Origin of the sequence: Luminiphilus sp. nBUS_16 (assembly GCF_051201645.1) — a bacterium.
Lineage (GTDB): Bacteria > Pseudomonadota > Gammaproteobacteria > Pseudomonadales > Halieaceae > Luminiphilus.
In genome coordinates this window covers 66,593-90,580 of record NZ_CP179205.1, presented here as the reverse complement: position 1 = coordinate 90,580, position 23,988 = coordinate 66,593, and the positions used below count along the sequence as shown (strand labels likewise).

26 protein-coding genes are annotated in these 23,988 nt (G+C 53.2%); 4 read left to right on the top strand and 22 right to left on the bottom strand.

Features of this window, described 5'->3' with window-relative positions:
* Nucleotides 1-21: 21 nt before the first annotated feature.
* The 19 genes from ACMAY6_RS00430 to flgB form a co-directional block, all read right to left on the bottom strand.
* On the bottom strand, nucleotides 22-1,350 hold the full coding sequence (locus tag ACMAY6_RS00430) for a sigma-54-dependent transcriptional regulator (protein WP_435213478.1): 1,329 nt from the start codon (nucleotides 1,348-1,350) through the stop codon (nucleotides 22-24).
* A complete protein-coding gene (locus ACMAY6_RS00425) occupies nucleotides 1,347-2,540 on the bottom strand; it encodes a sensor histidine kinase (protein ID WP_435213476.1) in 1,194 nt (397 codons plus the stop codon). Before ACMAY6_RS00425 ends, ACMAY6_RS00430 begins: the two co-directional genes overlap by 4 nt.
* A gap of 541 nt (nucleotides 2,541-3,081) precedes the next feature.
* Nucleotides 3,082-4,260, bottom strand: a complete 1,179-nt coding sequence (locus ACMAY6_RS00420; RefSeq protein ID WP_435213474.1) for a sigma-54 interaction domain-containing protein — start codon at nucleotides 4,258-4,260, stop codon at nucleotides 3,082-3,084.
* 203 nt (nucleotides 4,261-4,463) lie between these two features.
* Entirely contained in the window at nucleotides 4,464-4,829 is a 366-nt protein-coding gene (locus ACMAY6_RS00415) for a flagellar protein FliT (RefSeq protein WP_435213473.1), read from the bottom strand.
* A 2-nt stretch (nucleotides 4,830-4,831) separates the two neighbouring features.
* Nucleotides 4,832-5,224 carry a flagellar export chaperone FliS gene (gene fliS / locus ACMAY6_RS00410; RefSeq protein WP_435213471.1) on the bottom strand — a complete coding sequence of 131 codons (393 nt, stop codon included), beginning with the start codon at nucleotides 5,222-5,224 and terminating at the stop codon, nucleotides 4,832-4,834.
* Between the two features lie 22 nt (nucleotides 5,225-5,246).
* A complete protein-coding gene (gene fliD, locus ACMAY6_RS00405) occupies nucleotides 5,247-6,734 on the bottom strand; it encodes a flagellar filament capping protein FliD (protein ID WP_435213470.1) in 1,488 nt (495 codons plus the stop codon).
* Between the two features lie 128 nt (nucleotides 6,735-6,862).
* Nucleotides 6,863-7,252: a flagellar protein FlaG gene (locus tag ACMAY6_RS00400; protein ID WP_435213468.1), complete on the bottom strand. Its 390-nt coding sequence runs from the start codon at nucleotides 7,250-7,252 to the stop codon at nucleotides 6,863-6,865.
* A 110-nt stretch (nucleotides 7,253-7,362) separates the two neighbouring features.
* Nucleotides 7,363-8,838, bottom strand: a complete 1,476-nt coding sequence (locus ACMAY6_RS00395) for a flagellin (protein WP_435213466.1) — start codon at nucleotides 8,836-8,838, stop codon at nucleotides 7,363-7,365.
* Nucleotides 8,839-9,297: 459 nt separating this feature from the next.
* The gene (gene flgL / locus ACMAY6_RS00390; protein ID WP_435213464.1) at nucleotides 9,298-10,509 is read right to left on the bottom strand and encodes a flagellar hook-associated protein FlgL; all 1,212 of its coding nucleotides are present in this window, start codon (nucleotides 10,507-10,509) and stop codon (nucleotides 9,298-9,300) included.
* Nucleotides 10,506-12,176, bottom strand: coding sequence for a flagellar hook-associated protein FlgK (flgK, locus tag ACMAY6_RS00385; protein WP_435213462.1), 1,671 nt, complete (start codon nucleotides 12,174-12,176; stop codon nucleotides 10,506-10,508). The genes flgL and flgK overlap by 4 nt, the downstream gene beginning before the upstream one ends.
* A 2-nt stretch (nucleotides 12,177-12,178) precedes the next feature.
* Nucleotides 12,179-12,628 carry a rod-binding protein gene (locus ACMAY6_RS00380; RefSeq protein ID WP_435213460.1) on the bottom strand — a complete coding sequence of 150 codons (450 nt, stop codon included), beginning with the start codon at nucleotides 12,626-12,628 and terminating at the stop codon, nucleotides 12,179-12,181.
* Entirely contained in the window at nucleotides 12,628-13,749 is a 1,122-nt protein-coding gene (locus ACMAY6_RS00375; RefSeq protein WP_435213458.1) for a flagellar basal body P-ring protein FlgI, read from the bottom strand. The genes ACMAY6_RS00380 and ACMAY6_RS00375 overlap by 1 nt, the downstream gene beginning before the upstream one ends.
* Before the next feature lie 13 nt (nucleotides 13,750-13,762).
* The gene (locus ACMAY6_RS00370; RefSeq protein ID WP_435213456.1) at nucleotides 13,763-14,449 is read right to left on the bottom strand and encodes a flagellar basal body L-ring protein FlgH; all 687 of its coding nucleotides are present in this window, start codon (nucleotides 14,447-14,449) and stop codon (nucleotides 13,763-13,765) included.
* 19 nt (nucleotides 14,450-14,468) lie between these two features.
* Nucleotides 14,469-15,254, bottom strand: a complete 786-nt coding sequence (flgG, locus tag ACMAY6_RS00365) for a flagellar basal-body rod protein FlgG (protein WP_007234254.1) — start codon at nucleotides 15,252-15,254, stop codon at nucleotides 14,469-14,471.
* 14 nt (nucleotides 15,255-15,268) lie between these two features.
* Nucleotides 15,269-16,006 carry a flagellar basal body rod protein FlgF gene (locus ACMAY6_RS00360; protein ID WP_435213454.1) on the bottom strand — a complete coding sequence of 246 codons (738 nt, stop codon included), beginning with the start codon at nucleotides 16,004-16,006 and terminating at the stop codon, nucleotides 15,269-15,271.
* Between the two features lie 21 nt (nucleotides 16,007-16,027).
* Entirely contained in the window at nucleotides 16,028-17,260 is a 1,233-nt protein-coding gene (flgE, locus tag ACMAY6_RS00355; protein WP_435213452.1) for a flagellar hook protein FlgE, read from the bottom strand.
* A gap of 24 nt (nucleotides 17,261-17,284) precedes the next feature.
* The gene (locus ACMAY6_RS00350) at nucleotides 17,285-18,004 is read right to left on the bottom strand and encodes a flagellar hook assembly protein FlgD (RefSeq protein WP_435213451.1); all 720 of its coding nucleotides are present in this window, start codon (nucleotides 18,002-18,004) and stop codon (nucleotides 17,285-17,287) included.
* A 9-nt stretch (nucleotides 18,005-18,013) separates the two neighbouring features.
* Complete coding sequence (gene flgC / locus ACMAY6_RS00345) at nucleotides 18,014-18,418, bottom strand: flagellar basal body rod protein FlgC (RefSeq protein ID WP_435213449.1); 405 nt, start codon at nucleotides 18,416-18,418, stop codon at nucleotides 18,014-18,016.
* Nucleotides 18,419-18,420: 2 nt separating this feature from the next.
* On the bottom strand, nucleotides 18,421-18,822 hold the full coding sequence (gene flgB, locus ACMAY6_RS00340) for a flagellar basal body rod protein FlgB (RefSeq protein ID WP_435213448.1): 402 nt from the start codon (nucleotides 18,820-18,822) through the stop codon (nucleotides 18,421-18,423).
* 292 nt (nucleotides 18,823-19,114) lie between these two features.
* Between flgB and flgA the strand changes: the two genes are divergently transcribed.
* From flgA to ACMAY6_RS00325, 3 genes are all read left to right on the top strand, one after another.
* On the top strand, nucleotides 19,115-19,819 hold the full coding sequence (flgA, locus tag ACMAY6_RS00335; protein ID WP_435213447.1) for a flagellar basal body P-ring formation chaperone FlgA: 705 nt from the start codon (nucleotides 19,115-19,117) through the stop codon (nucleotides 19,817-19,819).
* Nucleotides 19,820-19,937: 118 nt separating this feature from the next.
* Nucleotides 19,938-20,255, top strand: coding sequence for a flagellar biosynthesis anti-sigma factor FlgM (gene flgM, locus ACMAY6_RS00330; protein WP_435213445.1), 318 nt, complete (start codon nucleotides 19,938-19,940; stop codon nucleotides 20,253-20,255).
* Nucleotides 20,255-20,737: a flagella synthesis protein FlgN gene (locus tag ACMAY6_RS00325; protein WP_435213443.1), complete on the top strand. Its 483-nt coding sequence runs from the start codon at nucleotides 20,255-20,257 to the stop codon at nucleotides 20,735-20,737. Before flgM ends, ACMAY6_RS00325 begins: the two co-directional genes overlap by 1 nt.
* Nucleotides 20,738-21,042: 305 nt before the next feature.
* Here ACMAY6_RS00325 and ACMAY6_RS00320 read toward each other — a convergent pair whose 3' ends face one another.
* Together ACMAY6_RS00320 and ACMAY6_RS00315 are read right to left on the bottom strand one after the other, a co-directional pair.
* A complete protein-coding gene (locus tag ACMAY6_RS00320) occupies nucleotides 21,043-21,276 on the bottom strand; it encodes a DUF1653 domain-containing protein (protein WP_435213441.1) in 234 nt (77 codons plus the stop codon).
* Nucleotides 21,273-22,175 (bottom strand): recombination-associated protein RdgC, encoded by a 903-nt coding sequence (locus tag ACMAY6_RS00315; protein ID WP_435213440.1) that lies wholly within the window; start codon nucleotides 22,173-22,175, stop codon nucleotides 21,273-21,275. The genes ACMAY6_RS00320 and ACMAY6_RS00315 overlap by 4 nt, the downstream gene beginning before the upstream one ends.
* A gap of 184 nt (nucleotides 22,176-22,359) precedes the next feature.
* On the opposite strand from ACMAY6_RS00315, the gene ACMAY6_RS00310 reads away from it, so the two are divergent.
* Nucleotides 22,360-22,800 (top strand): VOC family protein, encoded by a 441-nt coding sequence (locus ACMAY6_RS00310; RefSeq protein WP_435213438.1) that lies wholly within the window; start codon nucleotides 22,360-22,362, stop codon nucleotides 22,798-22,800.
* A 175-nt stretch (nucleotides 22,801-22,975) separates the two neighbouring features.
* On the opposite strand, the gene ACMAY6_RS00305 is transcribed toward ACMAY6_RS00310, so the two are convergent.
* Complete coding sequence (locus ACMAY6_RS00305) at nucleotides 22,976-23,683, bottom strand: glutamine amidotransferase-related protein (protein WP_435213436.1); 708 nt, start codon at nucleotides 23,681-23,683, stop codon at nucleotides 22,976-22,978.
* Nucleotides 23,684-23,988: the final 305 nt, after the last annotated feature.

The following is a 23,988-nucleotide window of genomic DNA, read 5'->3' as shown; positions in this document are numbered from 1 at the left end:
CCTTAATCTGATGTCGGTAATTTAGGCGAAACTGCCGGGCAGGGTGTGCCCTTCTTCGCGAAAACGCGCTAATTTGTACCGGAGTGTGCGTTCGCTTATACCCAAGCGTTCGCATGCTTTTTTACGACTGCCATTGACGGCGGTTAACGCTGAGAAAATTAACTCTCGCTCGCGAGCCTTTAAATCACCATCAAGGGCCGGAGGTACAGCTGGTGCTTCAGACGTGGATTCAGCTGCGGTATCAAACACAACAGCTGTGGGTTCGATGCACTGACCGCCCGTTAATATAATGGCGCGCTGAATGCAGTTATCCAGCTCCCGAATATTCCCGGGCCAATGATGACCTAATAATTTATTGAGCGCCTCGTCGCTAAGTTGAAGCAGACGATCGCCCCCGTGGTTTCCCAGAAAACGTTGCACCAGCGGTCCTATGTCATCACCGCGGTCACGCAGGGGCGGTAATTCAATAGGGAAAACGTTGAGGCGATAAAACAGATCCTCTCGGAACCGACCCTCTGCCACTTCTTCAGCCAGCTTGCGGTTGGTGGTGGCAATGACTCGCACATCGAGATCGATTAAGCTTGAACCACCCAACCGCTCTACTTCGCGCTCTTGCAGCACTCGAAGTAGCTTGGCCTGAAGCTCGATAGGCATTTCAGTAATTTCATCAAGTAGTAGAGTCCCGCCGTTTGCTTGTTCAAATTTTCCAGGTCGGCTTTGGTGCGCACCGGTGAAGGCGCCTTTCTCATAGCCAAACAAAATTGACTCGAGCATGCTCTCGGGCATAGCAGCGCAGTTGAGCGCGACAAAAGGCCCCTCATGACGTTCAGAGCCCTCGTGCACCGCCCTAGCCAATACTTCTTTACCCGTTCCCGATTCACCACTAATGAGAACCGTGGCATCGGTAAGCGCAACCCGCAACGCTAGGTCGAGCACGTGCTTAGTGCTTGCCGCCTCTGCGATCATATTCGTTTGCTGACTGGGTAACTGGGTTTCCATGCGGGAAACCAGCTCGAGCAGAACATTAGCCTCAAAAGGTTTTTGCAGGTAATCGGTCGCACCGTCGCGCATTGACTGCACCGCATGCTGCACTGAACCATGGGCCGTCATCATGACAAAAGGTAGGGAGGGCTCTCGGCGACGCACCACTTGCAGAAGCTCGGTACCGTCCATCTCATCCATTTGCACATCGCTGATAACCAAATCAACGGTCTCGCGATCCATGACTGCCAAAGCATCTTTACCGTTACGGGCGTTAAGCACTTGATAGCCGCCATACTCCATGGTTTGGCACAAGGCGCCCCGAAGTATCGCGTCGTCTTCTACAATCAGAACTTGTGGCGCGTTCATACAGCCTCCGCCTGGTCTTCCGCCACCGGTGTAATGGGCAACAAAATCGTGAATTCGGCGCCGCCACCCGGACGGTTCGCTGCCCGGATGGTGCCGCCGTGCTGAGTAATGGTCCCGGCCACGACAGCGAGGCCAAGGCCATTACCCGCTGCTCGGGTGGTAAAAAAGGGATCAAATATGCGATCTACGGCGGCAGCCGGTATACCGCAACCGCGGTCAGCAATTTGAATCATTGCGAGGCGATTGTTTCGAATACGGCTGCTTATGGTGATACTGGGTTCTGATGTGGAGGCGTCGAGGGCATTAGTAATGAGGTTGCTAAAGGCTGCGACCAAATCATCGTGGCAACCTTCAAGGTGAGCCTCGGGTCCAAAAGAATCGACGGTGACGACTGCCTTTTGATTTTCAACATTGGCGGTGCAGCTTTGTACGGCGTCTGCTAATGCGGCTTCAACACTCACATGCCCCGTGACCTTGCCCTGACCTTTGACAAACCCCAGCATTGAGGTGATGAGCGCCTCCATGTGCTGCAGATGGCTACGCACATCACTACAAATATTTTGCCGTTGTGCTTTGGGTAAGTCAGATTCCATGAGAGTTAAGTACAGCATTGTTGATGACAATGGCGTTCGAATTTGGTGGGCGAGGCGCGCAGCCATTTCGCCTAAAGCCACTAAGCGCTGCTTACGTGAAGCCTCATCTTGCGCGGTATGGTGACGGGTGATATCGCTGAGTAAGACCACGGTTTCGCCGTTGTCTCCGAGGTGGGTGGCTTCAACAGATAAGCGACGTCCATGAATTTCCAAAGTGGTGTGATCGGGGTAATAACCTCGGGCTTCCACTGCCGACCATTTCTCACCTTCTAAAGGTTCACCCAGCAGGCGCTCCGCCTGTGGATTGGATTCGGTAATTTTTCCTGCGCTGTCGACAATAACGACACCGCCGGGCAGCGCATCGAGCAGCGAGGCCAAGCGGGTTAGTAGGCGCCCGCGCTCAGCATGTTCTTCTCGTCGTGCCAGTCGCGCCGCTTCTAACTCGGCCGTTAGACGCGCTATTTGTTGTGCCATAGCGGCGTGGGTTGCCTCAAGAGCGTCACCGGCACGGGCCAAGGTAGCCTGCTCTAAACTCATCAGCTTTGGCTTAGCAAGGGTCGCATGATCTTTGAATTCCATAACTTCCATCAATTTCATTGCCTATGTCGATAGCTCGGTGGCACTTCAGTGGTTTGGCAGCGGCAAAAGTTTGCCGCGGTCTTGCCGTTTCCGTATGAAATGCAATGCTTATGCCTAGGCAAAAAATGTATTTAAATACAGCCAGTTATGGGGTTTTATCGAAGGCTTGTCAGATTGTTGACGCCGGTCTCAAAGACAGCCTGAGCGCGCTGCCACTAGCAGGGGGTTGATTTGGTCGCCCGTTTTGATCGTTGCTAGCGTTTTTTTGCCGTCTGCTTTTAGGTTTTAAAGCCCGCCGTGGATGTTGCTTTGCATGACGGCCAACCCCTGACTTCTCGCTTAATACATTTATGAATTAAGCAGGGTTCGGGGTTCGGGGTTCGGGGTTCGGGGTTCGGGGTTCGGGGTTCGGGGTTCGGGGTTCGGGGTTCGGGGTTCGGGGTTCGGGGTTCGGGGTTCGGGGTGCACAGCTTTAATGCTGGAAGTGCCTAACTCAATATTTTTTTATTCTAGTAATGTGCAGCCATTGACCTGACGAGCCGCTCAGATTGTGCTGGTTTTAGGTTCGCTGTATCTCGTACTTACGCATCTTCTCAACTAGCGTCGTGCGCTGTAGGTTGAGCCGCTTTGCGGCCTGGGCATTGACCCAGTCAGTATGTTCAAGCGCAGCGAAGATCAGGTCTCTCTCAATCTCCGCCAAGTGCTCTTTTAAATCAATATCGCCTATCGAGAAATCTACAACGTGTGGCGTCACTGGGGGCAGCTCATCTACGGTGGCAAAAAGCCCGGAGAGGTCTTCAGCACCGCTGTCTACCGGCGCCGGCAAAACAGCCACCTTCTCCTGAGTTGAATCGTCCATATCCTTGAACAAATCATCAATAAATTTGGCCACGGCCTCGGGATCGTGTCGCGGTGTCTGAACCCAATCGGCCTGACTAGCGGCGTAACGACTAGGCAGTTTCTGAGTATCGACCACTTCACCCGGGTAGAGAATCGTGAGGCGCTCAACGAGATTACCCAGCTCACGGATGTTGCCCTGCCATTCACACTGGCACAGTTGCGTGAGCGCATCTCGCGATAAACTTATAACCTCGCCATTTTGCTCTTGCTGCAGATCAATAAAGCGCTGAGCCAGAAGGGGAATGTCCTCAGGTCGCTCGCGCAGTGGCGGCACATCGATGGGGAATACGTTGAGGCGGTAGTACAGATCCATGCGGAAATCACCCGACTCCACCTTGCCCTCCAGGTTTTGATGGGTAGCTGCGACAATACGCACATTGGCTTTTTGCAATTTGGTGCCGCCAACGCGCTCAAAAGTACGCTCCTGCAAAACTCGCAGCAGCTTCACCTGCATGTCGAAAGGCATATCGCCGATCTCATCTAAAAACAGCGTGCCGCCTTCCGCTAATTCGAAACGCCCCTTACGCGCAGCAACAGCACCCGTAAATGCCCCTTTTTCGTGACCAAAGAGCTCACTTTCCAGAAGTTCAGCGGGAATAGCACCACAGTTAACGGCAACAAAGGGGGCTCGGGAGCGCCCAGAGCAGTCATGAATGGCCCGGGCTACCACTTCTTTGCCCGTCCCCGACTCGCCTTGCAACAAAACGCTGGCCATTTTCGGAGCGACTTGCGCCACTAAACTGCGAAGATTGGCAATGGAATTACCTGCTCCCACAAGCACCTGATCAAGGTTCACTCGGGTTTGTGGTAATACTTCAGCTGTCGCAGTTCCAACCATAAAAAGGTAATCTGTAGCGCTCGCTACAACCTTGTTAACGAATAGCGAACGTACCAAGCGAAAGCTGCGATGTCAGTTAATTGACGCCAACTTAAGAAAAATTCTTAAAATAATTCGCAAAATTTCGCGCTTTTTGCAAAATTTAAGACAAAGTCTTAGGAAATTTTCCTAAAATGCCACGAAGATTTGCATAAAGCCCACAATTAGGTCGGATCGACGTCTAAATATTGATTAATCTGCCGACGCGTATTCACCTGCCCCGAATGCCGCGCAGCAGCCTCAGCTTTGGCAGTATCAAGCAACGCCACCAGCTCTTCGTTGAGGTGCAGCATAGCGGCCAAAGCCTCTGAAAATATCTCGGAATGCTCGGGAGATACCGCCGTCGCAAAGCACTCATTGAGTAGCTCGCGGCGCTCTAACTCCATGCTAGCGACCTGGTGCCAGTTGTCACCACGGGCAATATCTAACATTTGCTGTGTCATCATGAGCACATTAGCTAGCATAGTGCACTGCCCGCGGCGCTCTGCAAGGTCGGTTAAAGCTTGGGGCTCCATCACTGCAACTCCCATCATTAGCTCCCTACCTGGTCCTTTATACCATCCCAACCCGACTTGACCTCACTGAGTAAGACCTGAATCTCACCCAATTTTTCAGCATCATTTTCACGATTGGCGTCGACCAAACCTCGAATCATGTAGTCGTAAAGTGCCTCAAGGTTTTGTGCAATCTCACCACCCTGGTTCATATCTAGATCGGCCTGCAACTGAGCCAAAATACTTATGGCTTTGCCCAGCATTTCGCCCCGCCGAGCAACATCACCTTTCTCAATAGCGCCCCGGGCAGCATTTAACCGGTCAGCGGCGCCACCAAGGAGCATCGCCGTTAACTTGTGGGGCGAAGCGTCCATAATTCCTGAGTGAATTTGTGTATTGCTGTAAGCGCTCATTGCTTGGCGTGCATTCATAATAGTTACCTTAAATCAGTGTTTATTTTCGATCAGACCCGCTGTTAAACCCGGGAAGGGCATCAAGCTGAGCCAGTAGGAAATCACCCGTAGACGTGAGTTGAGCAAGCAACGAGTCCAGGGCATTAAATTCGGCGCGATACCGCGCTTCGAGATTGACCATACGGCGATCTAACGTGGTTCGTTGCTCGACAATATCTTCGACACGGTTATTTAAACTGTCGGTGCGACTTTCAAAAACACCCGTAGTGCTTAAGAAGCCCGTTAACAAAGTATCTAAGTTGTCAGCCACCCCGGTCACTTCAGCGCCACTCACTGTGCCGCCCGCAAATAACGTCTTTACCGCGCTGGGATCCGCTGTAATGGCCGTATCAAGAACACTGGTATCAAGCGTTAATGTGCCGTCCGCTTTCGTCGTAATGCCAATTTCCGCCAGCGCGGTGTAGCTACCGCCCGTGGCTATTGAGTTGGTTAGCGTCGAGCGCACCTGTGCAATTACACCTCGGGCGGTGGCGTCTCCTTGAAGCGAGCCTGCAACCTGAGTGGTGGCATCATATTTAGTCAAGCTGGCAGCGCTGGTAGCATAGCCGTTGTAGGCGGTAACAAAAGCCTGAACAGCGCTGGTAATGGCACTTGGATTATCTGCCACTGTAAGTGTCGCAGCGCTGGTCGTTTGCTCTTTCAGCGTGACCGTAACGCCGTCAAGCACGTCAGTCAGTACATTAGAGGCACTTGTTAACGCCAAGCCATTGATTGTGAAAGCGGCGTCCTCGGCGGCAGCCGATTGAGTCATGTTGGCAGCTGTGCTGTTAAACGCTAGCTGGGATAACCCGGTGTTGTCGGTGTCGGTACTCGTATTGTTTGCCGTGCCGTCACCGTCCTCGTCAACGCTAATCGACACGCTATTAGCCACGCCGGTGTCTTCGGTGGTAATGAGTAAGCGATATTGGCTGCCATCTTTGACCAAGGACGCATTAATGCCGGCATTAGCGGCGTTAATCGCATCGCGCACCCCCGACAGCGTGTTGTTGGAGCTGTCGATATCAATGTCTACGGCTGTGAGCGATGCATTGGCCGAAAAACCTGAGTAGGTGCTGCCCGAGTACGTGGGGGTACCTAACGCAATGGTGAGCTTGCCCGTACCCACAACCGTATCAGAAGCTGCAAAAGTGCCTGAGGTTAAAGACTGATTGACCGCTAAATTAGAAACTTCGAGTGCATACGTGCCCGTGGCAACATTGCCAGAGTTTGCTGTGGAGATAGAGGCAACGCTGGTTTGACTCGAAGACGACGTGTAGGCCGCGTAGGTGCTGTCACTCTTCAACGTTGTCAGGGTCGGCTGTACCGCTGCCAGAGCACCTTTGAGCTGCCCAAGCCCCGATAGCAGTGAGGTGAAACCGGTTTCTTGGCGCAGCAAACGCTGCTCTTGGGGTACACGCTCGGCGCCCACAAGGCCAGAAACCAAGCTCTCTATGTCAAGCCCTGAACCCAGGCCTGTTGCTGCCACCATGATGCCGCATTCCTTTACTGTGCTTCACGTCTCCAAGAGAGCCGTGTAGAAAATTTGACGGTACTGCCCTTCCCAACTGACCTTGCAACATGCGTGCCAGTGTTGGCTTAAGCACCCGATTTTCTGAATCAACCTTCCTCGTTGATTAACACACCCGAGACGACGGTGGCGTCTGCGCCCTGCTTGGCCGCAAACCGCGCCAAAGCCACCAGTTCTTCACTGGGAATTTGACGAATCACCTCGTCGGTATCGGTATCTAATACGGTCACAATGGGTGACTTCAGCTCGCCGTCGACATTAATCTGCAATGACCGCGACGCACTTGAAAGATACTCACTGAGGTCTGCTGCTGCCTGCACTACTTCCTGGGCCGAAGGTCGCTCTCGCTCTACTTCCTTCACTTCCCGCGGTGCCGCCTCGGCAGTTACCCGCTCAACAGGCGCTTCCCGTTCGACTGGCGTTGTCCCCGTGCCAGCTAAGGGCATCGGTGGCTGGTTGGGATTTACTGATGTACTCATTTTTAAATCCTCCCTGTCGATTAAAACTAATTTAGAGCTTTAGCCGACAAAAAAGCCGGACAGTTCGCACTGTCCGGTTGTTTACTTACCTTAGTAGACTTAGGCCTCTATTACTGCAGAAGCGCAAGAACCTGCTGGGGCTGAGCATTGGCCTGAGCCAGAACCGAGATACCCGCCTGAGTCAAAATCTGCGACTTGGTTAGGTTAGCCGTTTCAGAGGCAAAGTCAGCATCCTGAATGCGTGACCTGGAGGCCTCGGCATTTTCAGAAGCAACCTGGAGGCTGGAAATCACTGATTCGAAACGGTTCTGAATCGCACCGAGATCAGATCGACCCGCACTTACCTGTGCAATTGCCGCATCTAGAACCGACAGTGACGCTGCCGCTGTTGCTGCACTTGTTGCTAGGTCCACGTTATCAACTGAATCCAATGAACTAGCCTGAGCACTACCCGATACAACCTCACTAGTTGAGGTTTCAGCAAGTGCGATTGACCCTTTGGTACTGGTAACTGCAACTGAACCTACCGCAACCGCGCCATCCTGGCCTCCACTTTCCACCAAAGTCACTCCACCAAACGATATGGTGTCCGTGTTAGTGACGGTATCTAAACCATCAAGAGCAATGTCTCTACCATCAGCTGCGGTGAACGTAAGCTCTCCCTTATCGCTTGTATCAGCGAAAGAAGCCGTGATTCCAGTTGTTGCAGCTTTTGCGTTAACGGCATCTTTCAAGACTGTAAGATCTTGTGCATCGGTGATGGTCGCGCTGATTGTCGTTCCCTCTAGGGTGAATGATGTCGCTCCCAAGGCAGCGCTCAAAGAGCCGAAAACGGCCGAGTTAGTTGCAGTCGCTTCTAGCCCTAACGCCGAGTCTAGCGCGTTTATAGTTGCAGCGATTGTGCTGGCCTGATCATTGGCGGCTATGGCGATAACCTCTCCAGCGGTTCCAACCGTACTACCGTTTGCATCCGTCACGGTGATGGCCAGATCGTTGCCGGTTATACCACTTACCTGTGTTCCGCCTGTGGTGGTGGTATTCAACTTCGACCCGCCAAGAGTAAGTGCATTCTCACCCAGCGCGTTGGTATTAGAGTCAATAATGCTGCTGACCGCTACAGTTTCACCTTCGGTCGCTCCAACCTGAAAAGTTTGGCTGGTAAATGAACCGTCAAGAAGCTTCACGCCATTAAAGTTTGCAGTATTTGAAACACGGTCGATTTCAGACACTAACTGGTCAACCTCCGATTGCAGTGCCGCACGATCCGCAGAACTGTTAGTTGCGTTAGAGGCTTGTACCGCTAATTCACGAATTCGCTGCAGGTTATTCGTCACCTCTTGTAAAGCACCTTCAGCGGTTTGCGCTAACGAGATGCCATCAGCGGCGTTACGCGCCGCTTGGTTCAAACCATTAATTTGCGAGGTGAAGCGACTGGCAATCGCTAGACCTGCCGCGTCGTCTTTTGCTGAATTAATTCGCAGACCAGAAGACAGTCGCTCTAAAGATGTAGATGCCGCTGACTGGCTGGCGTCTAAATTTCGCTGGGCATTCAGCGAGGCTACGTTAGTGTTAATGACAAGTGCCATGGTGTCGCTCCTTGTTGGCCCGCTCTGCGTGCCTAGTCGGTTTAAAACATGCTGGATTCATTTGTGAACCCGCTTCCTTCACCCTTAGTAGCGACGAGCCATGACAAAGCTTTAGTAACCTTTAAAAATATTTTTAACTGGCTAAGTGTTTTTATGTGATTTGCCACGCAGAAAACAGCAATTCCAGCCACCTGCAACGCCTTTGAAAGCCAATCAGAATTTACGAAGAGCCTTAAAAAAACGCACTGACCTTTAATTGCCTAGATCGGCAATAAAATTCGGCGGGAAAAAACTGTCACCAAATGGCTTGCTTTGCGAAAAAACTAAGAGAGAGCAAGGTCAAGTCGGGGAAGTTAGCCGGTGCCGTCACACGTTTTTTAAGGTGGGCGCCATGGCTATGTTGCTAAAAGGACAATCGAAATACAGGGTGGGAGCTAAACCAGAGCAAACTGGCAGACATCATAGATAGTTAAACAGTGATATGCCCTGCGTCTTTAAATAAGATTGCTGGGCGGCCTGAAGTGCCACCAGCTGAAGGTTAAGTTCAGTGACCGCTTTGGCCAAATCAAGATCTTCAAGGCTAGAGATTGTGCGCTCAACTTGCAGGTTAAAGCTGTCGTTTAGTGCGACCTGGTCATCAAGCCGATTCAAACGTGCACCTAAATCGGTGCGCACTTTAGAGAACTGACCCAAGTTAGCATCGATACTTTGGATAGCTGCACCGACGCGAGACACGCGCTTTGCCGTAGCGTCGCTAGAACCGGTGGTGCGCAGCGCAGCACTAAGCTCAGTTAGCGTATCGAAGGCGCTTTGGGTACCGCCCGAGGTAACCGCAAAAGTATCACTGGCATTAGGCTCACCTGCTATTACTACCGTTGCACCTGCGAAACTTATGGCCTCACCGGGCGTGAAGTCCTGAGCAGCCGCTAACGCACCCGATGTGCTTCCAGTAACGGTGTACTGGAGTTGCCCTGCGCCCCCCGTTGAGAAGGAAATTGTATAATTCTCGCTACCCGGGTAGCTATTGTCGTAGCCGGTACTACCCACAGTACCGTTGCCCGCATTGCTGTTGGGTACTGAGACCTCAAAAGCACCATTGCCCGCAGGCGCATTTTGAAACAGTTCGGCACCTGTATCGTTCGCTTGAATGCGAATACCGGCGGCTATATTTACCATGCGCGGGCCACCAGTTCCGTCGTAGCTAATGGCGCCACCCGACTCACTAAAGGCAGCAGAATTGACGCGGTCACCGGCAAAAATGTACTCGCCATCGGCATTGCGGGTATTACCAATATTCAATAAAGAGTCACGCAAGCCATCTATTTCTGACGCAATAATCTCGCGGTCTTCCTGTGTGAGTAGTGCATCGTTTGCACCCTGAACAGCGAGTTCCCGCGCCCGTTGCAGTACCGACTCGGCACCCGCTATGGCACTCTCCTCAAAGGACAGAGCGTTAATCGCCCGATCAGCATTGCGCTGATAGGTTTCCACGCGATTCAACTCAGTACGCAAACGAATAATCTCTGCCGCAGCACTCGGATCATCAGAAGGGTTTTGAATACGTTTACCTGACGCCACTTGCTCTTGAATGCGGCTCAGCTGTGACTGGGCATCGAGGATCGACCCAATGCCGGTGCGGTATACCTGATTTGAAGACACGCGATCAATCATCGTGAGGTAGCCCGTAATAAGGTGTCAAATACTTCGTTGGCCACCGCAACTATTTGCGCGGCGGCTTGGTAAGCTTGCTGGTAACGCACCAGGTTAGCCGCCTCTTCATCGAGGTTAACCCCCTGCAAACTGCTTTGACGGTCGAGGGCGCTGCCCAATAAGGCGGTCTCTGTATCGGCACTGGCCTGGGCGCGCTGAGTGCGCACAGCCACATCGGACAACAGGTTATTGTAGACCTCGCCGTAGGTTGCGGTGCTGCCTTTGAGTAAAGACTGGTCACGCAATTCAATCATGGCCAGCATATTGCTGTTGTTACCCGCAGCCCCGCCATTACTAGCGGCGGCAATTTTTGCCGGGTCGTCTATTTTTACCTCAAGAAATCGCGAAGCTTGAAACACCGGGTCAACAATAAACGCATCGCCTTGGTTGGCGCCTGCTGCACCTGTCGCAGCCTGTGCCGTGTAGGTTACCCGGACACCGTCCACCGTTTGCGGATTTGCCGTTAGGGTAGTCACGGCGTCGGTGGTGAGGTTGCGTAAATTGACCCCGGTTGCCGTGTAATCCACCCGATAGCTGTCGCCGGTTAGTAATTTTGCATCGGTTACGGTAAAGGTTACTGTGGCATTACCGCTGTTAGCCGTGCTGTCGTCAACACTTGCGGCGGTTTTCACAACGCCCTCGGTCTCAGTAAATAGCGCCGTGCCATTAACGCCCTGAAGGTCATCACCATCCTTTTGAATAGCGTTGACGGTTTCTGCAAAACCCACGGCCAGTAAGTTAAGCTCCCGACGTGTGGGGTTGACCACTTCATCGGTGACCGCCAAAGCTGCGCCCAATTTACCGCCCGTTAAGAAAGTGCTCACGTCGCTCGAACCCGCCACAAAAGCCGATAGCGTCACTATCGATGTGCTACCCAAGTTGGGGTCAGTTTGTGTCGCCAGAGTTTCAGCAACCGCACCGGTCACCAAGGGCTGACCACGACCAATAAACACATTGAGTGAGCCGTCGTCTTGGGCCACGGTCTTGGTATCCACCAAACTACTGAGCTGCACAATGAGCGCGTCACGCTGATCCAATAAATCGTTGGGTAAACCGCTGCTTCGCCCCGATACCTTAGCAATTTCGTCGTTTAAAGTGGCAATACCGCCGGCCAGCTGGTTAATTTCTGAAACCGCACCCGCAATCTGGCTGTTCATTTCTTTCGTGACGTCGTCGACGCGGCCGACGATGTAGTCAAACCGCTGTACCAGCGTTTCGGCGTTAGAGAGCATCACCTGGCGCTCGGGCAGCGATGTGGGGCTGTTGGCCACGGCTTCGGCGCTGGCAAAAAAACTGTCCATGGCCTGGGTAATACTCGTAGACGGATCACCCAGCATGGAGTCGACACGTTCCGCGGCATTGGCGTAAAGGGAGTAATAGCCGCTGGAGGCTGTGCGTTGTTGCACGTCATTGGCCAGAAACTGGTTATAAGCGCGATCGATAGAGGTAACCTGCACACCGGAGCCCAAATATCCGGCGCCAATATCCTGCGCGGGACGCGCAGACAAACTTACCGACTGCCGGCTATAACCGTCGGTGTTGACGTTGGCAATGTTTTGCCCCGTCGTTGAAATCGCCCGCTGTAGTGCGCTTAGGGCCGTTGTGCCTATCCCTAGTGTATTCGCCATGCTTAGCCTTTAAGGTTTATTGCGCTGTGAATAGCGGCAGGTATGTCAAAAGCTTTAACCGGCGCCACTGAATTTGTGTGGGGTATCCCACTCTCGGCAGCCGCTGCCGGCGTCTGGCCTTCCTCAGAAAGCTCCGCCCCTGACGCCTGTCCACGCACTTGCATTTGCTCAACCAAGATTCGAGCCAGCCCTATGCCGCCCTGTTGGGACAGTGACAGCGCGGTCTGTTGGTCGGCCATGGTTTGGTACGTGTCCATCTGGTCTGAACTGAAAAGATCACTCTTAATAGTTGCGTCACGCATCGATTTCAGCATCATCTGCATAAACAGCGATTCAAACTGCTGCGCCACCTCTTCGAGGGCCGCATTTGGGTTTGCCTGCGCTTCAGCTTTTAATGACTCCAACTGACTGAAGTCGGTATAAACCGCCGCTTCCTGACCAATGCTGTTCATTAGATAATAATCAGCTGCGCACTAAGCGCACCTGCCTGTTGTAGTGCCTCTAAAATGGCAATGAGGTCACCGGGAGCGGCGCCCACTCGGTTGATTGCCGTAACAATTTCCTGAAGACTCACGCCTTCCTGCAGCAGGAACATGCGCACATCGTCCTCTTCGGCATTCACCTCTGACTGCGTCGTCACCACGGTCTGGCCGCGCCGGGCAAAGGGTCCTGGCTGGCTGACCTCAAGGCTTTCATCGACAGTGACCGTGAGATTGCCGTGGGCGACCGCTGCCGTTTTCACCATAACCTCAGCGCCAATCACAATGGTGCCACTGCGCGCATTGACGATGACTTTGGCACTTGCTGCGGCGCGCTGAACTTGAATATTTTCCAATTCTGCGACATACGCCACCTTGGCATCGGGTTCAGCGGGTGCGACAACTCGAACCGACACCGCATCGAGGGCAGAAGCGGTTCCAGGGCCCATAAAGCCGTTAATCGCTGCGGCCATGTTGCTGGCGGTAGAAAAATCTGGCGAGTGTAAGTTAAAGGTAATTGGTCCAGCTCCATGCAAAGGTGTAAGTACCTCGCGCTCAACGATGCCGCCGTTAGGAATACGACCCGCCGATTTAGTATTGACGGAAATAGACGAGCCATCGGCGCCTTCCGCACCGAAGCCGGACACAATTAGCGATCCCTGTGCAACAACATAGACTTCACCATTGCCGGCCTTGAGCTGCGTCATCAGTAACTCACCGCCGCGCAAACTTTTGGCGTTACCTAAAGATGACACCGTGACATCAATCGTCTGACCCGGCTTGGCGAAGGGCGGCAGGGTTGCTGTAACCATAACCGCAGCAACGTTTTTGGTTTGGGGGTTACTGTTAGCAGGAACGTTGACACCAAATTGCTGCAACATTGAGCGCGCAGCCTGCAGTGTAAAAGGCGTCTGAGTAACCTGGTCACCTGAGCCATCGAGGCCCACAATTAAGCCAAAACCAACCAATTGATTGGTTCGTGCACCCTCGAGCATAGCCAAATCTTTGATACGCTCGGCCTTTGAGAGACTGGCAACAAAGAGCAGCATCAGAGCTGCGGCTAAAGCCAGAGTATTGATCTTTTGAAGCTTCACAATGGTGGCTCCCTTAAAAAGGATTCAGTGGGCTGGTAAAGAACCGTGTTAACCAGCCGGGGGTGTTCGCCTCTTCGATAATGCCGGTGCCGCCATAAGAAATGCGTGCATCGGCCACCAGTGAAGAGGGAATGGTGTTGAGGGGAGAGATATCTTCTGGACGAATAATGCCTCGAAGCTGAATAAACTCATCGCCCTGATTGAGCTTGATCCACTTTTCGCCCTGCACCACCAAATTGCCGTTGGGCAAAACCTTAGCCACTTGCACCGCAATAGCGCCCTGCAATCGATTACTTTGGTTGCTGGAGCCCTGCCCCTGAAAGCCGTACTCAGAAGCAATGCTCTGGCTCAGGTCGTAGCTATCGCCACCGCCAAAATTGAAGGGCTCGCCAAATAGAACAGGGGCATCGACACCAATATCTGAACCCTTGCTCAGGTCGGTATCGGCGCTTTTCGCGGCACTGGTAGATTCCTGTAACACAACGCTGACAATGTCACCGATAGATCGGGCTCGGGTGTCCTCAAACAAAGACAGCCCGCCACGCTTGTTATACAGACTCGCCGGCGTGGTACCTTCACGATTGTCGGCATAATCGATAGGCTCGATCGGTGCATACGCCGGGTGAACTTTAGTTTCTACACCGCCGCAGCCAACCAACACTATGCCCAGCGCCAATGTCGATAATAAGGTCCGTATCATTTCAGTCTCCCTACCCGACTCACAGATTCTGCGACACGTACTGCAGCATCTGGTCTGCCGTCGAGATGGCTTTTGAGTTCATTTCGTAGGCGCGCTGGGTTTCGATCATATTGACCAGCTCCTCAACAACGTTGACGTTCGAGCCCTCGACAAACCCCTGCTGCAAAGTACCCAAGCCATTAAGACCCGGGTTACCGGGGAGCGGCGCGCCACTGGCACCCGTTTCCAAAAAGAGGTTTTCACCGCGAGCCTGTAAACCCGAAGGGTTCACAAAGTCAGTCAGCTGAATAACGCCCACCTGTGTCGCCTGAGGTGTGCCCGGTTGCTGCACAGAGACCGTGCCGTCTGGCGCAATCGAAATACTTAAAGCATCTTGGGGAATCGTTATAGGCGGCTGAACCTGATAGCCCGCAGCCGTCACCATGACACCCTGATCGTTAATTTGGAAAGAACCATCTCGTGTGAAACCCTGGCTGCCATCAGGCATCAGCACCTCGACAAACCCCCGCCCTTGAATGGCTAGGTCGAGAGGGTTGTCGGTCTGGGACAAATTGCCCTGGGTAAACAGCCGCTCTGTAGCGACAACCCGCGCACCGGTGCCCACCTGCAATCCCGAAGGCAAGACGGTGTCCTGACTCGACTGAGCGCCGACCTGGCGAACGTTTTGATACAGCAGGTCTTCAAAAATAACGCGCCCGCGCTTGAAACCATTGGTTCCCGCGTTGGCCAAATTGTTGGAGATCGTCGCCATTTTTGTTTGCTGGGCGTCGAGTCCAGTTTTTGCTATCCACAGTGACTGAGACATGGTCGCTGTTCCTTTTATTCAAGTTTCATGATGCTGGCACTGGAAGCATCCAGTTCTTCAGCAGATTTAATGGTCTGAATATGCTGCTCAAAACTCCGCGCCAGCGTAATCATTTCGACCATGGCCCCAACGGGGCTAACGTTCGAGGTTTCCAGAGCGCCCACCGCGACGCGCACATTGGCGTCGGGCTCAAGCCTGTTCATATCGTCGACCCGAACCATGCCGTCGGCACTTTTCACCAACTGTTCCACAGGCGGGTTCACCAGCATTAACCGATCGAGGGCGACAATGTTGGTGGGTAATTCACCCATGGGTACAATCGAAATGGTGCCGTCGGTACCAATGCTTAAACTCGAGTAGGGCGGCAGCGATACAGGACCGGCGTTGCCCATAATCGTCTTACCCGTGGCATCCTTCAAAATGCCGTCGGTGTCCACCCTTAAATCGCCCCGGCGGCTGAGCGCCAAGGTGCCATCGTTTGCCACTACCTGAAACCAGCCGTCGCCAGTAATGGCAACATCCAGATCGCGCCCCGTCTGGGCAATGGCACCCGCAGAGTAGTCCAAAGCACTCCCATTGCTACCGGAAGTGGCGGTGCCATCTGCAACAGCATTTAGATAAGAGGACTGCGCCTGATACAAATCAGCCTTAAAACCCGTTGTCCCGCTATTGGCAAGGTTGTGAGTAACCACCGCCTGAGCCTGCTGAATTTCTCGAGCAGACTGGGCGGCGAGGTGAGCGATATTAGACATGGCGGTTCACCGAAGGCCTGATTATCGAAGATTAATCACGGCCTGAGTGGCCTGATCTTCTGTTGAAATCACCTGGGCGTTCGCCTGGAAATTACGCTGGGCGACAATGAGGTTGACTAGCTCCTGAGTGATATCAACATTGGCCTGCTCTACTGCAGACGCCTGAATATTGCCGCGACCCGAGTTCCCGGGTACGCCAATATTGGGGCCGCCGGAACCAAAGCTTTCAACATAGTTAGAGCCACCTACAGGCTGCAAGCCGTTGTTATTGCGGAAACTCGCTAGAGCCACTTGGCCAATAGCCCGTGATTGCCCGTTGGTATAGCGCGCAAACGCCGTGCCTGTATCGTCAAATTCAAAAGAAATGAGCTGACCCGCGCCATAACCGTCCTGTATCGCGGAGTTCACTGAAAAATCGCTGCCAAGCTGAGTTGTCGCCAAAATATCAACCGAATAGGCCAGTGCTGCAGCTCCGGTGGCGACACCTGCTGCCGATAACAATTCATTTGCAGGTGTTGTAATGGAGATAGCATTAGCAGAATTCGAAGCGAGGGTTCCATCGGAGTCAAAGGTAATGGTAGTGGCGGCGGGTGGCGTGCCCCCGTCGACCGACGTATGGACTTTCCAGGTATTTGCTGCGGCTTGCTTTACGTAGTACAGCTGCAAAACGTGAGAATTACCCAGACTGTCGTAAATAGTCGTTGAGGTTGTGCTGTTGTACGAGGTTGGATCTGTGGGGGCAAAAGTCGATGTCGTGGGTACAGCCTCTCGAGAATCCAAATTACTGGTTATTGTGACCTTTGAAGTCACTTTTGGGTCGACCAAGGTGGTGTCGATAAACAAGTCGCCTAGCTCCCCAGTAATGACACCATCGGTGTTGCCCTGATAGCCCTGCAAACGGTTACCCGATTCATTCGTGAGGTAACCGTCACGATCAACGATAAAAGATCCCGCCCGGGTGTACTCAGATGCGCCACCGTTTGACACGATAAAGAAGCCATTACCCGAGATGGCCAGATCGAGGCCGCTGCCCGTGAAATCTAAACTGCCCTGAGAAAAATCAGCGCGAATTTCAGTGAGTTCAACCCCCTGACCGGCATTGCTACCGCCTGACACAGAGCTGGCGTAAATTTCAGCAAACTGAGCGCTTGAAGCTTTAAAGCCCACCGTGCTTGCATTGGCGATGTTGTTACTAATGACGTCGAGATTAGCTTGTGCTGCCTTGATGCCGGAAATAGCGGTACTAAATGCCATGATGTAATCCTCTTGAGTTTTGCTTTAGAAAAATTCTTTCACTTCATTAATGCCAAGGGACTGTCCGTTGGCGAGATTTAGGGTCACCGTATTGCCGGCGCCAATTGCGACTGAAACGACTTGCTCGTGAGCAAATACTGACGCCGCCTGATTGGCGCCGTTGCGTGCAACCTCAGCTGAAATGCGGTATTGACCGGGTGGCAACGTATTGCCTTCGGCATCAACGCCATCCCAAACGACTGGCAAGGTTCCCGAGCCCGCTGGCAGCGAGCCCGAGAAAACCAGTTGTCCACTCATGTCCTGCACAAAAAAACTGCCGCCCGTGGCGTTGTTGCCCATGTCGACGGACGCGCTCATGCGCATCACAGGGTCACCTGTGGTGTTGGTACCCAAGACACTCAGGTTACCGACGTTGCTACTGGTGGAAACACTGCGACCTACCATTTGTGAGGCTTGTAGTGCTTGCTGCCCGGTGAGGGTTTCTGTCAGGCCCGAAAAGCTCTCATTGAGTTCCTGGATACCTGATACCTGAGTGAATTGGGCCAGCTGACTCATAAAGGCCATTTGATCCATAGGCTTGGTAGGGTCCTGATTTTCCAATTGGGCAATCATGAGCTGCAGAAATTCTTCCGACCCCATTTCTTCTGCGGACCCTGCTTTTTCTTTCTCGGCCGCACGTGCCGGATTGAGAGCGTCAAAAATTGAGGCAGAATCGTTCGGATTAGTCAGTGCGCTTAATGTCATAATCGCCCCTTACTTGCCTAACGTCAGCGTTCGTAACGCCAACTGTTTAGACGTATTAATGACCTCAATAGCGCTCTGAAAGGACCGCGAGGCCGACATCATGTTGGCCATCTCCTGAGTGACATCAATGTCGGGCGTGTAAATAAAGCCTTCCTCGTCAGCCAACGGGTGAGCGGGCTCAAATTCTTGTCGCGCTTCGCCGCCAACTTCTTCGATGCTTGTCACCCGCACGCCTAACTGGTCAGACTCACCTTCCAATACCGCCTGGAAGATGGGCGCTCTGGCTTTAAACGTGTCTTCAGCCGTTGATGAAACCGAATTGGCATTGGCCATATTCGATGCAATCGTGTTGATCCGCGTGGTTTGTGCCGACAACGCGGTACCGGCTATGCTCATGCTGTCAAAGAGGCTCATCGTTATTCTCCTTTAATGGCTGCACGCAGCCCCTTAATGCGAGAGTCCAGCAAATTCAGGCTGGCCTGATATTTAAGGGCGTTTTCCATAAATTCGGCGTGCTCCCGGTAGGTCTCCACGGTATTTCCGTTTTCTTGCAGGCTGCTGGGCTGGCGATACTTAATGTCGGTCTCAACGCCCAACTGACTTTCAAATCCCGTCATATGCTTCGCCTGAGTAGCGCGCAGCTGCGTACCCTCTTGGCTACTACTGGCCTGCGTCATGGCCGCACGGAAATCAATATCACGCGCTTTGTAATTAGGCGTTTCTGCATTGGCAATGTTGGCGCTCAAAAGGTTCATGCGCTGCGATCGCAGTGCCAGTACCTGAGGCGAAATGCCTAATGCGTTGTCAAATCCAGCCATGGTTGGCCTCCCTGTGTTCGCAATGTGTCATTCAAAACTCGTGCCAATTTATAAATAATATAAAAAACAATGACTTATATATGTGCTTTTAAAGGTGACAAGTTTTTGGCGCTAGACCGGCGGCAAAGCAGAACCCTTAAAACGGCAAGCCTTGCCGCCTCCAAACTGTTGGCCGACGAATGAAGAGCTGCGCCACTCGAAGCGAGCAGGGCAATACCGGGCTTGATCACTGCCAAAAAAAGTTGGCATCTCATTTGCATACAACCAAGAAACCCAATTGACGAGGTGGGATATGTCAAAACATTGGCGGCGTGCCCTAATAGGCACCCTTACTTTTACTGCGGCCTTGAGCCAGGCCGAAACCGGCAGTCATTCATTGTCAGATATCGCGAGCACTGCGGCCCTGACGATGCAGTCTCGAGCGGCGGCGCAGGGCTATCAGCAACTTGATGTTCAGGTGCGCCCCCTAGACGGCCGGCTTGGGCTTGCTCAATGCACTCAAGCCCTTGAAGCACTTCCAACCAGCAGCGAACGCGCCCTTGGTGCGGTAAGTGTGGGCATACGCTGCCCGGGGAAAGAAGCGTGGACGCTCTATGTGCGCGGCGAGGTTTCGGCTAATCAAGTCGTTCCCGTTCTGACCGGCGCGCTAAGACGCGGCGATTTAATCGGAAATAACGATATTATCTTAGAAAAGCGACGCATCACGCAGGAAAATGGCGGCATCGTCACTGAAATCGAGGATTTGATTGGCATGGAGGCACGGCGTAATCTCGACCCCGGAAGCCCCCTAAGATTCAACGATCTGGTGGCACCGATCCTTGTTGAGCGCGGCCAAACCGTGAACATTGTGAGCGGCGGCGGTGGGTTGCGAGTCAGCATGCAAGGAAAGGCGCTGGCCAAAGGTGCTGCGGGTGACCGGGTACTGGTGGCAAATCTAACGTCAGGCACCCGGGTCGAAGGCATTATTGCTAACGACGGCTCGGTAATTATCCAATAACCTATGCCTCAAGCAGACAATGATAATATTGAAAACAAACCTAAAGTTTTCCGACATCCCGTCGCTACTAGGGTTAAGAAAAACCGCTCGACGTGCTTAAAGCACCTTGGAGTTAACCATGGCACCAATTGACATAGCCGGATCAGGCGGCCCCAGCCGGATTGACAACGACCGACGCGCTGCAGGAACCCGCAACGAGGAAACTCGTGGCACGGCATCAGAAGCACCGGCCGCCGCTGTCATGGGCGATGACCGCGTGGAACTAACCGACACGGCAACACGACTCAATGCGCTGGCAGATGATGTCCGCGCCGCGAATGGTGTCGACTTGGAGAAAGTTGAAGCTATACGCCAGCGAATTGCCGACGGCGACTATGAAATAGATGCCGGTCAGATTGCCGATGCATTGATTCGACAGGAACAGGAGCTGGTCTAATGTTTGCTGCGGCCGAACAAAAAACCTCTGCACCTGGCCTCGATACTTTGGCACGTGAAGCCGAAGCGCTCACCCGGGTGCTGCATGCACTGGAAGCAGAGCACGATGCCCTGGTTAATAGCGACGCCGAACAGCTGGAAAGTGCAATCGCAGACAAAAATGAAGCCCTAGAAGTGTATATGACGGCGAAGAGCACCCGAGAAGCCGAAGGTAGCAGTCAAAATTTGCAGTCCGTGGCGAATCACCCGCGACTGAGTTCGGGACAGCGAGCTACCGGAGTAGAACTCGCCTCTACCATTCGGGCAGCGGGAGAAAGCTGCAAAACACTTAACCACCGAAATGGCATGTTGATCTCGGCGCTGCGGGATCGTACCCAGCAAGCTATCAACATTGTCCGGGGCAATGACACCGGCGTGACGCTATACGGCCAGCAAGGTAATGCGCACCTTGACGGTGGCAGCCGCGTTTTGGGTACGGCATAGATCGCTATAGGTTTTCACTAATTTCTGAGAAACCCTGACCAAGGCTTAGCATTGAGCAATGCCCTTAATTTAGGCACGCATTGTTTCATTCGCGCAGGTGCAATCGCACAAAATCAATCACACCACTGTGCTCATGTAGAATTAAATTCCAACTACGGTTGTGTCAAAGAATAGTCACGGCAAGGCGCCACGACTTTCGACATTTGTGCTTGAGAACTTTAGGTCCAAATCTGCTGACCCGAGCGTCATGGGCACCTAGCATAGTAACCTCAGAGCAGATCCACAGACCTTAGACAGCCCGTCAGCTATGAACCCACAATGTCCTCGGGGGCAAAGCGCGGTTTTTGCTCGCCATCAACGTCGACCGACTCAACAAACATTTCCAGCGGCCTTATCCACAAAGCACCTTCGCCATAAAGAGGGCGATAAACTACGTGTCGTTCCTCTGTCTCTGAGTGCGTGGCAACACCCAAAACCTCATATGCCCCGCCTTTATAATGTCGATAGCGGCCGGGGCGAGGATCTGTGTTTTGACTCATGCCTCCAGCCCGCCAAAGGCTTGCAATAGGGCCGGCCAGAGCTCTGCCAAGGTTTCGCTCATCAGCAAGAAATCGGCGTCGCGTCTGGCGAGAGGGTCTTCATTGATATCGTCGTGTGCTGTTGTCAGGGCTTCGGCAAACTTCAGACGACGAATAACTAAGTCGGCACCGAGTACAAACTCCAGCCGCCCCTGCCAAGCTAAAGCCAAGCGCTGAACCTGTTTACCCGACTCGATATGCGCTCTAATTTCATCACAATCCAGCAGCATACTCCGAGCCCGAACAACACCGCCCTCCTCTCCGGGCTCAACGAGGTCGGCCTCAGTGCCCAACTCAAAACCCTCGGGTAACTGATCATGTAGCAACCACTCAGACATCACCGCAGCTGGATTCTTACGGGTGACGGGCAACACAGCCGGTAAACTGCCCAGCGCTTCACGCAACGCCGAAAGCAAGTCTTCAGCGCGAGGGGCGCTGGCATTGTTTACCCACAACCAGCCATCTTTCTCAAAAACCATCGCTTCAATACTGCGCGCCCGGGTAAAAGCCCGAGGCATAAGATCCTGAGTAACCTCATCGGTCAGCTGCAACCGCTCTTTACGGTGCACTTTGCGCGCCTCTGCGGTCTGAATTTGTAGTACCCGGCTGCCCACCTCATCGCGAATAACCGATGACGGCAGTAGTTTTTCTTCACGTTTGAGTCGGAGTAGCCAGTAAGGGCCTGCCGCATGAACCAGCGATTCGACACTGTCATCGAGAGCCGCGACCCAACCCGCACTTAAAGGCTGTGCTGGGCGACAGGGGGTAAAGGGACGAGACTCTAAGCGCTGAGCCATTGCCTCAGCATCGAGCCCCAAACGCTCAGGTAATCGGTAAGCACGTAAATTTCGAAACCACATGGTGTCATCCAAGTTCAGGGAGAAAAAAAGCACCCCAACTCGCAAGCCTTCGGGCACGGCGGTGAGTTTAGCGTGAACCGTCTTTAAAAGGTCCTACTAAAAGCTAATTTCCCGACCAATAGCCCACACAAGGCCAGCAGCAAACCCCATAATAGGGAACCTAATTTTTACATTGAGTATCGCCATGCAATTTTTGCACACCATGATCCGCGCCAGTGATTTAGACAGCACCCTCGACTTCTTTTGCAACAAGTTGGGACTAATAGAGGTGAATCGATACGACAGCGAGGCCGGACGATTTACTCTCGTTTTCCTGGCTGCCCCGGCTGATGCCGAACGAGCTCGTAAGGATCAGGCGCCGCTGGTCGAAATTACCCACAATTGGGATTCCGAAACTTACGATGGCGGCAGGAATTTTGGTCACTTGGCCTACCGGGTTGACGATATTTACGCGACCTGTGCGCGCCTAATGACCAAAGGGGTCACCATTAACCGCCCACCCCGAGACGGTCGCATGGCGTTCATCCAGTCCCCTGACGGCATCTCGGTGGAATTGCTGCAGGCTGGAGATGCCATGCCCGCCGCGGAACCCTGGGCGTCGATGGAAAACATCGGCAGCTGGTAGGCCGCAACGGTTAGCAGGCCGCAACTGCTGATGGTTTGCAGCTAACAGTCACAAGCCATAGTTAGCTAGATCCTTGAGCAGCTGCACGCTAAATAGACGGCCAATACTCAGTCGGATGTAGGGGGCAACCACGACCGGCGAGTGCACCATGACCTCGGCAGAGTAAAATAAAGGCCTACTGAGCGGCGATGAAATCGAGCATCCAGCGGGCTACACGCTCGCCCTGATGGTCATGCTTATCGAGGGAGACAAGACCTTCTGTAACCCTAGCCTCGCCGATCATTTCACGCCGCAGCGCCATAATGTCTCTGGAGTATTCAGGGATGAATTCAGGATGCCCTTGAAAGGTAAGTATGTGCTCACCAATCCGGAAGCCTGCAATATCACAATGATCGTTTCGTGCAATAACCTGCGCACCCTCGGGGGCCAACATGACCTGATCCTGATGTGACGCCAGTAACTGCAAATCTACGCCCTGACCATCAGCCAGTAGCTGCGCGTCTGAAACACTGTAAACCTGTACGCCACAACCCCAGCCGTTAGCCGACTTATCGACCAAACCACCCAGAGCCCTAGCCACCAGCTGGTGGCCAAAACAGATGCCCACTAACTTGACCTTTACTAGGTGCGCGTGACGAATAAAATCCTCGAGAGCACGGATCCACGGCTTATCGTCATAAGCACTGCTTTTACTACCGGTAATGATGTAACCATCCACTGCTGACAGATCATCGGGTAGCTCGCCGGCTTCAACATCCCACGTGCGAAATTCCAGCTCTGGGTCTACCTGACGTAACAGAGCTTCAAACATGTCGGGGTATTCGCCATAGGTACCCACCCACTCTGGCCGCACCGTATCGGTTTTTAAGATTCCAACTTTCATAATACCTCTGCCCCTTGCCCGTGCCCGCCACTGCCGACGCGCCGGTTTCGCTTCAGGGGCGTAGTGTACCCGAACCCGCAATTCGAAACGGGCACCGTTATAAATACGGCGGCAAATGCATAACTTTGAAACGCGCTCAGTTTGCAGCGGCTAAGCTACAGACAAGGCTCTGCCTAACACGCCGAAGGGCATGTCGGGCCTATCTCGAGGAAACCGCAGCGACTGATGGTTCCCCTGCACGGTTGCGCGCTGCCACAAGCTTAGCCGCCGAGGCCATCCCAGTGTCGTGTGTTTTTCTTGGGAAC